This window comes from Pectobacterium carotovorum, assembly GCF_033898505.1.
GTDB lineage: Bacteria > Pseudomonadota > Gammaproteobacteria > Enterobacterales > Enterobacteriaceae > Pectobacterium > Pectobacterium carotovorum_J.
In genome coordinates, this window is sequence record NZ_JAXAFK010000001.1 from 1,567,280 (window position 1) to 1,582,868 (window position 15,589).

Annotated in this window: 13 protein-coding genes; 2 read left to right on the plus strand and 11 right to left on the minus strand. The window is 52.7% G+C overall.

Going from position 1 to position 15,589, the window contains the following annotated elements:
* Positions 1 to 32: 32 nt before the first annotated feature.
* Positions 33 to 302: a YciN family protein gene (locus tag R9X49_RS07025; RefSeq protein ID WP_319847722.1), complete on the minus strand. Its 270-nt coding sequence runs from the start codon at positions 300 to 302 to the stop codon at positions 33 to 35.
* Between the two features lie 348 nt (positions 303 to 650).
* Here R9X49_RS07025 and topA point away from each other — a divergent pair, with 348 nt between their 5' ends.
* Both topA and cysB read left to right on the plus strand, forming a co-directional pair.
* Positions 651 to 3,248, plus strand: coding sequence for a type I DNA topoisomerase (gene topA, locus R9X49_RS07030; RefSeq protein WP_319847723.1), 2,598 nt, complete (start codon positions 651 to 653; stop codon positions 3,246 to 3,248).
* A gap of 379 nt (positions 3,249 to 3,627) precedes the next feature.
* Positions 3,628 to 4,602 carry an HTH-type transcriptional regulator CysB gene (gene cysB / locus R9X49_RS07035; protein WP_015840250.1) on the plus strand — a complete coding sequence of 325 codons (975 nt, stop codon included), beginning with the start codon at positions 3,628 to 3,630 and terminating at the stop codon, positions 4,600 to 4,602.
* A 120-nt stretch (positions 4,603 to 4,722) separates the two neighbouring features.
* Here cysB and dtpA read toward each other — a convergent pair whose 3' ends face one another.
* The 10 genes from dtpA to araA all read right to left on the minus strand — a co-directional run bounded on the left by dtpA (position 4,723) and on the right by araA (position 15,555).
* Positions 4,723 to 6,243, minus strand: coding sequence for a dipeptide/tripeptide permease DtpA (gene dtpA, locus R9X49_RS07040; protein ID WP_319847724.1), 1,521 nt, complete (start codon positions 6,241 to 6,243; stop codon positions 4,723 to 4,725).
* A gap of 665 nt (positions 6,244 to 6,908) precedes the next feature.
* Positions 6,909 to 7,544, minus strand: coding sequence for an endonuclease III (gene nth, locus R9X49_RS07045; RefSeq protein WP_319847725.1), 636 nt, complete (start codon positions 7,542 to 7,544; stop codon positions 6,909 to 6,911).
* On the minus strand, positions 7,541 to 8,248 hold the full coding sequence (locus R9X49_RS07050; protein ID WP_319847726.1) for an electron transport complex subunit E: 708 nt from the start codon (positions 8,246 to 8,248) through the stop codon (positions 7,541 to 7,543). The genes nth and R9X49_RS07050 overlap by 4 nt, the downstream gene beginning before the upstream one ends.
* Positions 8,245 to 8,874, minus strand: coding sequence for an electron transport complex subunit RsxG (rsxG, locus tag R9X49_RS07055; protein WP_319847727.1), 630 nt, complete (start codon positions 8,872 to 8,874; stop codon positions 8,245 to 8,247). The genes R9X49_RS07050 and rsxG overlap by 4 nt, the downstream gene beginning before the upstream one ends.
* Positions 8,875 to 8,884: 10 nt before the next feature.
* A complete protein-coding gene (gene rsxD / locus R9X49_RS07060) occupies positions 8,885 to 9,940 on the minus strand; it encodes an electron transport complex subunit RsxD (protein WP_319847728.1) in 1,056 nt (351 codons plus the stop codon).
* Positions 9,941 to 12,190, minus strand: a complete 2,250-nt coding sequence (gene rsxC, locus R9X49_RS07065) for an electron transport complex subunit RsxC (RefSeq protein WP_319847729.1) — start codon at positions 12,188 to 12,190, stop codon at positions 9,941 to 9,943.
* Positions 12,183 to 12,761: an electron transport complex subunit RsxB gene (gene rsxB, locus R9X49_RS07070; RefSeq protein WP_319847730.1), complete on the minus strand. Its 579-nt coding sequence runs from the start codon at positions 12,759 to 12,761 to the stop codon at positions 12,183 to 12,185. The genes rsxC and rsxB overlap by 8 nt, the downstream gene beginning before the upstream one ends.
* Positions 12,761 to 13,342, minus strand: coding sequence for an electron transport complex subunit RsxA (gene rsxA / locus R9X49_RS07075; RefSeq protein WP_011093834.1), 582 nt, complete (start codon positions 13,340 to 13,342; stop codon positions 12,761 to 12,763). Before rsxA ends, rsxB begins: the two co-directional genes overlap by 1 nt.
* 236 nt (positions 13,343 to 13,578) lie before the next feature.
* A complete protein-coding gene (gene ydgT / locus R9X49_RS07080) occupies positions 13,579 to 13,794 on the minus strand; it encodes a transcription modulator YdgT (RefSeq protein ID WP_129711257.1) in 216 nt (71 codons plus the stop codon).
* 255 nt (positions 13,795 to 14,049) lie between these two features.
* Positions 14,050 to 15,555: an L-arabinose isomerase gene (araA, locus tag R9X49_RS07085; RefSeq protein ID WP_319847731.1), complete on the minus strand. Its 1,506-nt coding sequence runs from the start codon at positions 15,553 to 15,555 to the stop codon at positions 14,050 to 14,052.
* Positions 15,556 to 15,589: the final 34 nt, after the last annotated feature.

Genomic DNA, 15,589 nt, shown 5'->3' on the forward strand with positions numbered 1-15,589 from the left:
TGCGGGCATTTGCATATTATCCATCAAGGTATTTAATCAATCAGATAATATTTTTCGGATAAAACATGGGCAAGATGCTTGAACATGTTAAATACCGCGGTACTTTTTAAGGTTGGCATTCCATTCTCATCGAGAAAAAACTCACCGCGAAAAACCAGCACGCCGTTTTTTTGTTCTACGCTATCTGCGACCATGCCATGCAAATAGTCATCGTGATGTTTAATGATCTCATTGGCTTCAACTAATAAGCGCTGGCGGTCAATAGGACGCTTTTCTTCGTTAACCTGATGTTCAGGTGACATGATTCTTACTCCTGTACTTACCCTTGAAAAAGAGGGTAGCTGCACTATATCAACAAGGCTATTTCTAAAATCAACACGGTTATTTCAAAAGTTGCATAAAAATAAAGGGTACTGCGATACGGTTTCAGCGTAAAGGGTAGATTATGATGCAAATAGACTACATTTTAGTGGCTTACCTGCCGATATTGAGTATGGCAGGAAGCGGATAAAACAGGATTTCCATGCTAATTAGGTTGCGTGGCAGTATTTATCAGGTAGAGTGTGGGATTTTGCGCAGTCAGTAGAATCCGCTCTGGATGCCCCGAAAAATATCTGATTTTCAGAAGAATTCAGCAGGTAATAGTACATATGGGTAAAGCTCTCGTTATCGTCGAGTCCCCGGCAAAAGCCAAAACGATCAATAAGTATTTAGGCAATGACTACGTGGTGAAATCCAGCGTGGGTCATGTACGCGATTTGCCGACGAGTGGCTCAGTCAGTAAAAAGAGCGCGGACTCAACTAAAGATAAAACGAAAAAGAAAGTCAAAAAGGATGAGAAATCCGCGCTGGTTAATCGTATGGGCGTCGACCCTTATCATGGCTGGAAAGCCAACTACGAAATACTGCCGGGTAAGGAGAAGGTCGTCTCCGAATTAAAAACGCTGGCGGAAAATGCCGACCACATCTATCTCGCAACCGACCTTGACCGCGAAGGGGAAGCCATTGCCTGGCACCTGCGGGAAATCATTGGTGGTGAAGATGAGCGTTTCAGCCGCGTGGTGTTTAACGAAATCACGAAAAATGCCATCAAACAGGCATTTGAAAAACCAGACACGTTGAATATTGACCGCGTTAATGCACAGCAGGCGCGTCGGTTTATGGATCGCGTGGTGGGTTACATGGTATCCCCGCTGCTGTGGAAAAAAATCGCCCGCGGCTTGTCCGCTGGACGCGTGCAGTCGGTTGCGGTGCGCCTGATTGTCGATCGCGAACGCGAAATCAAAGCGTTCGTGCCAGAAGAATATTGGGAACTGCACGCCGATTTGCTGGCAGGCAGCGATATTCAACTGCAAATGCAGGTGACGCACCATAACGGCAAACCGTTTAAACCAGTTAATAAAGAGCAAACACAGGCGGCGGTTAGCCTGCTTGAAAACGCCCGCTATAAGGTTGCCGATCGTGAAGATAAGCCGACCAGCAGTAAGCCGGGCGCGCCGTTCATCACCTCAACGCTGCAACAGGCTGCCAGTACACGCCTTGGCTTTGGCGTGAAAAAAACCATGATGATGGCGCAGCGTCTGTATGAAGCGGGCTACATTACTTACATGCGTACCGACTCAACGAACCTCAGTCAGGATGCCTTGACGATGGTGCGTGGCTATATTGGCGAAGAATTCGGCAAGCGCTATCTGCCCGAATCCGCGAACCTTTACAGCAGTAAAGAAAACTCTCAGGAAGCGCACGAAGCGATTCGTCCTTCCGATGTTGGCGTGCTGGCCGACAGCCTGAAAGATATGGAAGCCGATGCACAGAAGCTGTATCAGTTGATTTGGCGTCAGTTCGTCGCCTGTCAAATGACGCCTGCGCAATACGATTCCACCACGTTAATCGTGGAAGCCGCAGATTATCAACTGCGTGCGAAAGGCCGTACGCTGCGTTTCGATGGCTGGACGAAAGTCATGCCTGCGCTGCGTAAAAATGATGAAGATCGCACGTTGCCAACCGTGGCGGTGGGCGAGGCACTGTCGCTACAGAAGCTGCTGCCAGGGCAACACTTCACTAAGCCACCGGCACGTTACAGCGATGCCTCACTGGTTAAAGAGCTGGAAAAGCGTGGCATTGGCCGTCCGTCTACCTACGCGTCTATTATTTCAACCATTCAGGATCGCGGCTACGTTCGTGTAGAGAACCGCCGTTTCTACGCCGAGAAGATGGGCGAAATCGTTACCGATCGACTGGAAGAAAACTTCCGCGAATTGATGAACTACGATTTCACCGCGCGGATGGAAAGTCGTCTCGATCAGGTCGCCAATAATCAGGCGGAATGGAAAGCCGTGCTGGATGAGTTCTTCAACGAATTCAGCCAGCAGTTGGAAAAGGCCGAGCAGGATCCTGAAGAAGGCGGCATGCGCCCTAATGCGATGGTGTTGACCAGCATTGACTGCCCAACCTGTTCCCGCCAAATGGGGATTCGTACCGCCAGTACGGGAGTGTTCCTGGGCTGTTCCGGCTACGCTCTGCCGCCGAAAGAGCGCTGCAAAACCACGATCAACCTGATCCCAGAAAACGAAGTGCTGAACGTGTTGGAAGGCGATGATGCTGAAACCAACGCGCTGCGCGCCCGCCGCCGCTGTGAAAAATGTGGTACGGCGATGGACAGCTACCTGATTGATAATCAGCGTAAGCTGCACGTTTGTGGTAATAACCCAGCCTGTGACGGGTATGAGATCGAAACCGGCGAGTTCCGCATCAAAGGCTATGATGGCCCAATTGTTGAGTGCGAGAAGTGTGGTTCCGAAATGCATCTCAAAATGGGACGTTTCGGTAAATACATGGCGTGTACCAACGAGAGTTGTGGGAATACGCGTAAGATCCTGCGTAATGGTGAGGTTGCGCCGCCGAAGGAAGATCCGGTGCCGTTGCCTGAGTTGCCTTGTGAGAAGTCCGACGCCTATTTCGTCCTGCGTGACGGGGCGGCAGGCGTTTTCCTCGCGGCTAATACGTTCCCGAAATCGCGTGAGACGCGGGCACCATTGGTAGAAGAACTGGTGCGCTTCAAAGATCGCTTGCCGGAAAAGCTGCGCTATTTGGCGGAAGCTCCGGTGGTTGATAAAGATGGCAATAAGGCGCAGGTGCGTTTCAGCCGTAAGACCAAACAGCAATATGTCTCGTCAGAAAAAGATGGCAAGGCAACTGGCTGGTCAGCGTTTTACATCGATGGCAAATGGGTTGAAGGGAAGAAATAACCTCTTTCTGTCACCCTGCGTGTAACCGGGTTATGCGCGAGAAATAGCGATATCAAGCCAGCCGTAAGGCTGGCTTTTTCGATCGCAGAAAATCTCCAGATAAAACAGATGTATGAAGATTGTCCTGCGGTAGCATGAGGATTGTTGATCCGTGATAGAGAATCATGCGGTTTACCTCGGTGATAATCGCACGCACTGCGTTCTTTATCGTTTCGCTATGTAAAAATGGTTATATAAAAATAATTTTTATGATTAAATGACATTAATTGATGGAAATATGCGCCAGGTGGTTAAGGCGTAGTCAAGGTCAATAAAACGGAACGTCGCCAGAACGTCGTGAGATGCCACGCGCACACTTCAATTGGGAATGGGATAAATTATGAAACTACAACAGCTTCGTTATATTGTTGAAGTTGTTAATCACAACCTGAATGTGTCTTCTACCGCAGAAGGGTTGTACACCTCCCAGCCGGGGATCAGTAAACAGGTCCGCATGCTGGAGGATGAGTTGGGCATTCAGATATTTGCCCGTAGTGGAAAACACCTGACACAGGTGACACCAGCCGGACAGGAAGTCATCCGCATTGCGCGTGAAGTGTTGTCGAAAGTCGATGCCATCAAAGCGGTTGCCGGAGAGCATACCTATCCCGATAAAGGGTCGCTGTACGTGGCGACCACGCATACGCAGGCGCGCTATGCGCTGCCAAGCGTCATCAAAGGCTTCATCGATCGCTATCCTCGCGTGTCGCTGCACATGCATCAAGGCTCGCCGACGCAGATTGCAGAGGCCGTCGCGAAAGGCTCTGCGGATTTTGCTATTGCGACCGAAGCGCTCCACCTGTACGACGATCTAATCATGCTGCCGTGCTACCACTGGAACCGCGCGGTAGTGGTAAAACCCGATCACCCGCTGGCCTCCAAAACAGACATCTCCATTGAAGAGCTGGCCGCTTATCCCATCGTTACCTATACCTTTGGTTTTACGGGGCGTTCCGAGCTGGATACCGCGTTTAACCGTGCGGGGCTGACGCCGCGTATCGTCTTTACCGCCACGGATGCCGATGTGATTAAAACCTACGTGCGTTTAGGGCTGGGTGTAGGGGTGATTGCCAATATGGCGGTCGATCCGCAAACGGAAACCGATCTGGTGACCATCAACGCGAACAGCATCTTCAGCTACAGCACGACGAAAATCGGCTTCCGCCGCAGCACGTTCCTGCGTAGCTACATGTACGACTTTATCCAGCGCTTTGCTCCGCATTTAACGCGTGATGTCGTCGATACTGCCGTTGCGCTGCGTTCAAATGATGAAATAGAAGCGATGTTCAAGGACGTCACGCTGCCAGTGAAGTAAACGTCATTCAGGACGGGTCACCAACGTAAAAAAGCCAGACATTGTCTGGCTTTTTATCATTCAAACGCTTTGCTCATCACTCCTCACACACTCATCGGTGTGAGGGGCTCAGGCTGGTTATCAGGCGGATGCTGTCGTAGTGGCGGCGTCCGCAGGAACGTCGGTGGCGACATCCTGCGTCATGCGCGTCAGTTTCGGCGCGGTCAGCAGCATCAGAACGGCGATGATGCCTGTAACGATACCAATCTGCATGAAGACATTGCTGTAAACCTCAAGGGATACATGCGGGTCTACGACGTTCTCAGGCACGGCCATCATATTAGCGACATAGCCTGCGATAATGGCGGCACCAGCTGATGTCAGGAACCAGGCCCCCATGATGAAGCCCATCAGGCGCTGTGGCACCAGTTGAGCGACCATCGCCAGACCCAGACCGGAAATCATTAACTCCCCGATACTTTGCAGGCCATAGCAGAGGATCAGCCAGTTGACGGACACGATACCCTGTTCGTTTGCCATGCTGGCACCCCACGGCAGCACCAGGAACGCACCGGAGCACAGCACCATACCAATCGCAAACTTGTGTGCCATCGGCAGTTGGTCGCCCATTTTGTTGTAAACCGCAGCCAGAATCGGGCTGGCAACCATGATCCAGAACGGGTTGAGCGCCTGATACTGCTCCGGCTCAAAGGCAAAACCTAAAATGGCGTGCTCGACGTTGCGAATCGCAAAGAAGTTCAGCGATGTTGGCATCTGGTTGTACAACACAAAGAAGACCACGGCTTCCAGCATGAGCAGAAGCGCAACGATCATTTTCCGGCGTTCAGCACCGCTCACCGCCAGCATCTCTTTGATGAAGATGGCGACAACGGCCAGGGAAATGATGGTCAGAATCCAACGGGCAACGCCCTGATTGTGCAGCAGCCAGGTGGAGATCGCGACCAGCACAACGATACCCGCGAGGGTAATGACCAGTTTTTTCAGGTTGATTGGTTGGAAATCTGGCTGAGAACCTTGTGTGCTAACCCACTTGCGGCAGAACATGAAGTTAACCAGCGTCAGAATCATACCGACTACGCTCAGGGAGAAGGCAACGCTCCAGCCATAGTTAGCTGCAAGCACCGGTGTCGCCAGCATAGAGAAGAAGGAGCCGATGTTCACTGCCATGTAGTACATGGTGAAGGCACCATCCAAACGCGGATCGTCCTTCGCATAGCAGGTAGACAACAGGGCTGACGGATTGGCTTTAAACAATCCGTTACCGACGGCAATGGTTGCCATACCGATATAAACCCACGCCACGCTGTGGCCTGAATAGGCAATCATGGTGTAACCGATCGCCAGCACGATAGCACCCAGCACGATCACACGTTTGGTACCGAGGACTTTATCACCCAGCCAGCCGCCAATGGCGACAAAACCGTATACCAGCGCGCTGAATGAGGAGAAGAGGGTGATGGAGTCGGTTTCGGACATGCCCAGCATTTTGACCAGATAAACGGCCATGATGCCTTGCAGGCCGTAGTAACCAAAACGCTCCCATAGCTCAATGCTAAAGATGAGATAAAACGCTTTTGGTTGTTTGAAAGCGTTCATGCTGACGCTTTCGGTGGATTCGCTGTTGTTGTTTGCTGTTGACACAAAGACCTCTGATTTTACATATCTCGTTTTTTTTAACGAGAAAATAACAAGAGTGAGACAGTGAAACTGCGACCTCTTTTCATTGTTATGGGGAGGAAAAACGGCGTTATATTGACGTTATTTTACGGACAGGCAAGCTTTTTGACATGTTTTGTTACAAGTGGGTTTGATGGCTGGATAAAACTATAAATCAAATGTTATGCAGAGTTTAATTTCATATCTTGCTTTTCCATCAAACTATTATCTCGGTTTGTCGTATTTATTTTTTCAAAAAGGGATATAATCTGCCTTTTAGTTAAAATCAAGACAATATCATTAACTATGAATGAATATGCGGTTTAATCTTTTGCATATCATTAAATATGCAGTGAGTATAAAAATCCATCAAATGCACACAACAAGATGAATGTGGAAATAATCACATCAAGTGACATTCAATCACTAAATTTTCTATTAAAAATAACTTATTAGCCTTAAATAGTGGTTATGTGTGTTTTTATACAGGTTTTTTGATCGAGGATGCATTAGAAAAGGTTGTGAGGATCTGGGGCGTGGGGAGCAAGGGGCGCGTAACTTATTCTGGTGGAAAGAGAGCAGGATAAAGCAGAACGTGGAATCATAGGACTGGCGGTCTGGTGAATAGGATTCCACCAGACCCTAATAGATTAGGTGTCGATCTTCTCGCCAAATTCGCACAAATCTTCAATCAGGCAGGAGCCACAGCGTGGTTTGCGTGCGATGCAGGTGTAACGACCATGCAGGATTAACCAGTGATGGCAGTCGACTTTAAATTCTGCAGGAACGACTTTCAGCAGTTTTTCCTCGACCTGTTCAACATTTTTACCCGGCGCAAATCCTGTACGGTTGCTGACGCGAAAGATGTGGGTATCAACGGCAATGGTCGGCCAGCCAAACGCGGTATTCAGAACCACATTTGCCGTTTTTCGCCCGACGCCGGGTAAGGCTTCCAGCGCCGCGCGATCTTCAGGAACCTGGCCCTGATGCTTTTCCAGCAACAGACGGCAGGTTTTGATGACGTTCTCCGCTTTGCTGTTAAACAGGCCGATGGTCTTGATGTAGTCTTTCACGCCGTCTACGCCGAGCTCAAGTATGGCTTCCGGCGTATTCGCGACGGGATAAAGTTTTGCCGTTGCTTTGTTGACGCTGACATCAGTTGCCTGTGCAGAAAGCAGAACGGCGATGAGCAGCTCAAACGGTGTGCTGAAATTTAACTCCGTTGTTGGATGGGGATTGTTGGCACGCAACCGCGTTAAAATCTCGATCCGTTTGGCTTTGTTCACAGCGATTCCCCTACGGTGCCTGTTGTCGGCGCCGTTTTCCCTTCGGTGACAGCGGCACGGGCCCGGCGTTGTTTCATTTTCTCATCGATCAAATATTTCGCAGCCAGCAATAGCCCCAGACCGATAAACGCACCCGGTGGCAGCATGGCCAGCAGGAACGGGGAATCAAGGTGTACAACCTCGATGCGGAGAGCTTTTGCCCAGCTACCCAACAGCAAATCCGCGCCGTCGAATAGCGTGCCGTTACCCAGAATTTCACGTAAAGAACCAAGCACCACTAGTGCGCTGGTCGCTCCCAGCCCCATTGCCAGGCCGTCAATAGCGGAGGGGAAGACGGCATTCTTGGAAGCGAAGGCTTCTGCACGGCCGATGACGATACAATTTGTCACGATCAGCGGAATAAAGATCCCCAGCGATTGATATAAACCGTAGGCATAGGCGTTGATCAACATCTGCACGGTGCTGACCACCGAGGCAATGATCATAACGTAAATGGGAATTCGGATTTCTGCTGGTACCCAGCGACGCAGCGCGGAGACGGCCATGTTGGTACAGGTGAGAACCAGCGTGGTTGCCAGCCCGAGTCCCAAGGCGTTAGTTGCGGTTGATGACACGGCCAGCAGAGGGCAGAGACCCAGCAATTGAACCAGTGCCGAGTTGTTTTTCCATAACCCTTCAATGAAAAGCGCTTTGGTTTGACTCATTGGTTCTCCCCACAGGCGGACAGCGTGTTGATTTGTGATGGCAGCGTTTGCAGGTAAAGGGCGCTGCGTTTTACGCTATTAATGACGGCGCGTGGCGTAATGGTGGCGCCGGTAAATTGGTCAAACATTCCGCCTTCTTTCTTCACTGCCCAGCGAGCATCCTGCTCGCCCTGTACCGTTTGTCCGCTGAATCGGGTGATCCAGTCAGAGATTCGTACTTCAATTTTATCACCCAGTCCCGGCGTTTCATGGTGCTCGGTTACACGAACGCCGAGTACCTTGCCATGAAAATCGGCACCAACCAGCAACCGAATGGCACCAGAATAGCCATCCGGCGCGGTACTTTCCAGTGCGGCAGCAACGGGCTCTCCATCCTGGCGAGCGATGAACACGCGATGTGGCGCTGACGATCCTAATGCTGGGTTAGTGACAACGTAACACTCCTTTTGAATGTCACTATTGTATAACTCGGCGGGAACCACCTGATCTAACAACATTTTTTGCTGTAGCATCGCCTGATGCGAGATCGTGGGTTCCGTCAGCATGTTCACCACGGCAGTGACGGCGGTAGTGAACGCGGCAAACAGGGCCAGTGTTGTCGCGTGGCGACGCATTGTTGTTATCATTGTCGTCTCCTCAGCGATGGTGGCCGTAAGCACGTGGCTTGGTGTAATAGTCAATCAGCGGCACGGTGATATTCGCCAGCAGAACGGCAAACGCGACGCCGTCCGGGTAGCCGCCGTAGGTCCGAATTAACCAGACGAGTAACCCAATCAGCGCCCCAAAAATCAGACGGCCACGGTTTGTCGTCGAGGCGGTAACGGGATCGGTGGCAATGAAAAAGGCACCGAGCATGGTAGCGCCGGACAGTAGATGCAGCATCGGCGGAGCGAATTTCTCCGGTGCGATAACCCAACTGAGTGACGCGCAGAACATCAGCGAAAGCAGGAAACTGACTGGAATATGCCAGCGAATGGTGCCGCGCATCAGTAAAAACAGCCCGCCGATGAGAAAACCGATATTCACCCACTGCCAGCCAATGCCAGACAGCGATTGCGCAAACATCGGCTGTTGCAGAATGTCCTGCGGCGTTTGGCCGGAGCGCAGGCTGGTTTTAAACGTATCCAGCGGGGTTGCCTGACTGACACCGTCCACGTTGTGCATCAACTGCTGCATGGTGTGTCCGTCAGGCGTGTGTCCGGTAAAGATGATGACGAGCGCATCATGGAAACCGACGGAAATGGTTTGCAGCGGCACAGGTGGTAGCCAGCTCGTCATCTGAACCGGGAAAGAGATCAGCAGTACCACATAGCCAATCATCGCGGGATTAAAGGGGTTTTGTCCCAGCCCGCCATACAGCTGTTTGGCGATAATAATGGCGAAGACGGTTGCCATGACTACCATCCACCAGGGGGCAAGCGGCGGCAGGCTGATGCCGAGCAGCACTGCAGTCAATAGTGCGGAATTGTCAGCCAGTGTCGTACGCACGGCGAACTTTCTGAGTGACAGTGTCACACCTTCCGCGATGAGCGCAGTGGCCGACGCCAGTCCGACCTGAATCAGGTTGCCGTAGCCAAAGAAATAGGTCTGCGCCAGCATGCCAGGCAGACAGGCCAGAATGACCAACAGCATAATGCGCTGTGTGCGCTGCTGGTTATGTGTGAACGGTGAACTCGCAATTCTAAAAGCCATTTATTCCTCTTGATATGACGATGCCTGCGCGGCTTTACGGGCTTTAACGCGAGCGATAGCGGCGGCCACGGCAGCCTTGCGTGGATCGTCCGGCTCTTGTGTTTCAACGGCCGCGACAGGCTCAGCAGCGACGTCAGGAGCAACGGATGAAACGGGTACTTCAGCATTTGTCGCGGTCTGTTGTGCAGCCTTACGGGCTTTAACGCGAGCGATAGCGGCGGCCACGGCAGCCTTGCGCGGATCGTCCTGCTCTTGTGTTTCAACAGCCGCAACAGGTTCTGCAACTACGTCAGGTGCAATCGATGAAACGGATGCTTCGACGTTTGTCGCCGTCTGCTGTGCGGCTTTACGGGCTTTAACGCGAGCGATAGCGGCTGCCACGGCGGCCTTGCGCGGATCTTCCGGCTCTTGTGTTTCAACAGCCACGACAGGCTCTGCCACCACGCTGGAAACAACGGGAGCCGTCACGTCTTCCGCGCTCCCTGTGCTGATGTCAGTCTGCTGGGCTGCCTTACGTGCTTTAACGCGCGCAAGTGCGGCGGCTACCGCAGCTTTGCGTGGGTCAAGCTCGGCAGTTGGAACATTGGCAGTTGGCGTTTCCTGCTGCGCCCGTTCTTCACGCAACTGTTTTTCACGTGCCTGTGCTTTGCGGGCAGCCCGTGCGGCGATGGCGGCGCTGTTATCCGGCTGTGCATCGGGGATTACCTCGATTGGCACACCGATCTCAGTTTCTGCGGTTTGTTTGCGGCGTACGCGTTCCAGCGCTGCTTGGACAGCATCTTTATCGCTAGTGGATACACCGGCCGCTGCCTGTTTGTGGCGCAGTTCGCGCGCGGCTTTTTCTCGCTCCAGACGCGCCTGTTTAGCATCAAAGCGCACTTTAGCCTGTGCGGCACGCTGTGCGTCTTCGTCGATTGCCCGAATTTCGGCTTTTTCCTGACGATAGTACTGTACCAGCGGAATATTGCTGGGGCAGACGTAAGCGCAGGCTCCACATTCGATGCAGTCAAACAGATGGTGATTGCGGGCTTTTTCGTGTTCCTGCCCACGGCTGAACCAGTAAAGCTGCTGTGGTAAGAGTCCTGCCGGGCAGGCGTCAGCACATTTACTACAGCGAATACAGGATTGCTCTTCGGCGACCGGCTCCATTTCCGCATGCGACGGCGCCAGCAGGCAGTTACTGATTTTGACGATCGGCACATCCAGAGATGGCAGGGTAAAGCCCATCAGCGGACCGCCCATCACCACCATCGGCTGCTTGTTGACATGGAAGCCACCCTGTTTGAGCAGGTGGCGTACTGGCGTCCCCAGACGCGCCCACACGTTACCGGGCTGACGCAGGGCTTCACCGGTTAGCGTCACCACACGCTCGGTGAGCGGTTCGCCGTCGATCACGGCACGTTTGATGGCGAAGGCCGTACCGACGTTTTGCATTAACACGCCGATCGCGGCGGAATGTTTCCCGAACGGGACTTCTTTGCCGGTCAGAATCTTGGTGAGCTGCTTGGCACCGCCTGACGGATACTTGGTTGGGATAACGCGCAGCTGCATATCGCTACGTTTACCCAAGGCCAGCCGCAGGGCGGCGATGGCTTCCGGTTTGTTATCTTCGATCCCAATCAGAATACGTTTCGGCTGCAACAAGAACGACAGAATATCGACGCCCTGAATAATCTCGTCGGCGCACTCCTGCATGAGCCGATCGTCGGCGGTGATATAGGGCTCACACTCTGCGCCATTGATGATCAGGGTTTCAATCCCGCGCATCCCGCCTTGTAACTTGGCGGCGGTAGGGAACCCCGCGCCGCCCAGCCCCGCGATGCCTGCCTGATGCAGGTGGGCAAGTAGGGTATCGGTGCTCTGTGCGCGATAATCCGTCAAGGTCTGGCGTTCGCACCAGCGATCTTCACCATCCGGGACGATGATGATGCTGAGTTCTGACAAGCCAGAAGGATGCGCCGTTGTGTGCTGGCGGATCGCGTTCACCGTTCCTGACGTCGGTGCGTGAACGGGTAACGTGCGGCCTCTTCCTCGCGTCAGCGGCTGGCCGCGCAGGACTTTATCGCCGACGCTGACGCAGATCTCACCTTCCGGTCCAAGATGCTGTTTGAGAGGAATAATGAACTGTTCTGGCAGCGGAATATGACGCAGTGGCGTCCGGCTGGACTGCGTCTTCATTTCTGGCGGATGAATGCCTCCGTCGAAATCCCAGATCCTGTCTTTTTTAAAGGCGGAAAACAGCTTAAGCATGTCGTTCTACTTGAATAACGCGTACTGGAATCGTATCGAGATCCCATTTCCAGTTAGCGGGAGTCGGCGCGATAGGACGTAATTCGATACAGTCCGTCGGGCAAGGGGAGACGCAGAGGTCGCAGCCAGTGCATAAATCGCTGACGACGGTGTGTACCGCTTTGGTACTGCCGATGATGGCATCAACCGGGCAGGCTTGAATGCACTTGGTGCAGCCGATGCAGTTGCTTTCGTCAATCCAGGCAACGTGGCGTGCAGGTGCTTGAATGTCGGCATCGCCTTCCAGCGGCTGCGGATCGACGTTGAGCTTTTCAGCCAGCTTCAACATCATCGCTTCGCCGCCGGGGCCGCATTTATTAATACTTTCACCATTCAGTGCAACCGCTTCGGCGTAAGGCCGACAGCCAGGGTAGCCGCACTGGCCACACTGACTTTGTGGCAGCATAGCTTCCACTTCTTCCACAATCGGATCGTTTTCAACTTCAAACCGACGGGAGGCGTAGCCGAGCACCAAACCGAATGCCAGCGCGAGTGCGCTTAATGCCGCAATGGCAATCCAGATTGCGCTCATCAGAATTTCACCAGTCCGGTAAAGCCCATAAACGCCAGCGACATGAGGCCAGCGGTGATCAGCGCGATAGACGAACCGCGGAACGGCGCAGGAATATCCGACACGGCGAGGCGTTCCCGAATGGCGGCAAAAAGCACCATCACCAGCGAGAAGCCCGCAGCGCCGCCGAAGCCATAAATCGTCGATTGCAGAAAACCGTGCGACAGATTGATGTTAAGCAGGACGACGCCAAGCACGGCACAGTTGGTGGTAATCAGCGGCAGGAAAATCCCCAGCAGGCGGTACAGCTCAGGGCTGACTTTGCGCACGAACATCTCGGAGAACTGCACCACCACGGCGAGCACCAGAATAAACGCCATGGTGCGTAAATAGAGAATATCGAGCGGAACGAGAATAAATTCGTTGATCAGCCAGGAAAACATGGAGCCCAGCGTCATCACGAACGTGGTCGCCATTCCCATGCCAATCGCCGTCTCAAGCTTTTTGGACACGCCCATAAAGGGGCACAGCCCAAGAAACTTCACTAAGACGAAATTATTTACCAGAAGGATGCTAACAAAGAGCAATGCGTATTCGGTCATTACGGTGCCTACAAAACAAAACCGGACTATTATCAGGCATTGTCGGGTTTTCGACAACATACCCAAAGTAGGGTTATCGACGTCTCCAGCAAAGGGAGAAAGGTCAGCGTCTCTGAATAAGAGAAACTCCGGGCTGTCAGACCGTCACGCAAGGCGCGTTCTGAGCAATAGCCCGGAAGGAAATTATTGCATAATTATGCTTTTTTGTTGCTAACAACGATATTGATTGCTAACCACTACAAGACGTGATGCCAGACGGATTTTGGCACGCAGCCGATATCGAATAAGCGCCCGCCGGATGCCAGTTCAGCCCGCCGATGATCCGCAGCACGATACATGTTGATGATTTCCTGACTATCTGTCAGAGAATAATTGAGGTGATCAAAGAGTTTTTCCAGACTTTCTGTTGAGCTGACTTTCCTGAATTTGAGCAAATAGTCATGAACGGTCATGGTGATTGGTCTAATAGTTATGTGGTTGAGATGACTAAGTATATGCAAGCGAGAAAGCCTGTCTAGAGGGCGATGTAATAAAGTACGCTTATTTTTCAACAACAAACAAATGAAAATGAAAAATAACGAATTGACAGAAAATACCAGGGTGTTTCGGGCAACGACGGACGACAGAATGATGGCGAATCAGAGGGGGGGATGGCGGATGCCTATAAAGGGGCAGATTGTGCGGGAATCTGCCCCTGATATTTGCGTCTAGCGGCTACAAAGTTTGTAGTACACCTCGTTCCAGCGCAGGGCATCTTTGAATTCGTGGAGTCGGGTTTCGTTGTCGATCACCAGTAGTTCAATGTTCTGCATTTCGGCGTAGAGCCGCATGTGCTCGAGATCCAATGCCTGACTAAAGACGGTGTGGTGCGCACCGCCGGCCAGAATCCAGGCTTCAGCCGCGACTTCCAGCGATGGCTGCGCTTTCCAGATGGCGCGGGCAACCGGCAATTTCGGCAGCGGGCGCGGCTGTTCGATCGTATCGACCAGATTAACCAGCATTCTGAAACGGTCGCCCATGTCGATCACGCTGGCGTTGAGCGACGGCCCGGCTGGCGTGGAGAAAATCAGGCGGGCAGGGGCAGCTTTTCCGCCAATGCCAAGGTATTGCGCATCCAGAATCGGCTTCTGCTCTTTCGCAATGGTGGGGCAGACTTCCAGCATGTGGGAACCGACGACCAGATCGTTACCGTTCTGGAAGTTATAGGTGTAGTCCTCCATGAAGGACGTCCCGCCCGACAAACCACCGGCCATCACTTTCATGATGCGCAGCAGCGCGGCGGTTTTCCAGTCGCCTTCGCCACCGAACCCATAGCCCTGTTGCATCAGACGCTGTACTGCCAGCCCCGGTAGCTGTTTCAAACCGTACAGGTTTTCAAAATCGGTAGTGAACGCATGATAGCCGCCTTGTTCCAGAAAGCGCTTCATCCCGAGTTCGATCTGTGCCGCATCCAGCAAATTCTGGCGGTTAGCGCCGTTGAGCTTCACCGCATCGGTCAACAGGTAGCTGGCTTCGTATTCGTCGACCAGCGCATTGATATCGCCTTTGGATACCGCATCAACCACGGCGGTTAAGTCACCCAGTCCCCAGGCGCTGACGGAATAACCAAACTGGATCTGCGCACCGACTTTATCGCCTTCGGTAACGGCGACTTCACGCATGTTGTCGCCAAAACGCGCGACCTTCAGCTGTTTGCTTTCCTGAATGGCGGCAGCAACCCGCATCCATTTCCCGATACGGGTATGGGCATTTTTATCCTGCCAATGGCCGACGACCACCTGATGCGCCTGCCGCATCCGGGCGCCGATAAAGCCAAATTCACGTCCGCCGTGCGCGGTCTGGTTCAGGTTCATAAAATCCATGTCCATGGTGTCCCACGGCACTTCGGCATTGAACTGGGTGTGGAATTGCAGCAGCGGTTTACTGAGTACGCTCAGGCCGCCAATCCACATTTTGGCGGGAGAGAACGTATGCAGCCAGGTCAGCAGGCCGATACAGTTATCCTGATAGTTGGCATCGCGACACAGCGCCAGAATTTCATCCGGTGTTTTCACCAGCGGCTTCAGCACCAGCTTAACCGGCAGGTTGGCCTGTTGATTCAACCCGGCGACGACCTTTTCCGCGTTCTCTTTTACCTGACGTAATGTTTCCGGTCCGTAGAGGTGCTGGCTACCGATGACAAACCAGACTTCAAGCTGCTTAAAATGATCCATGATGACTCCTGTAACGTGATCCCAGAGGGATAAA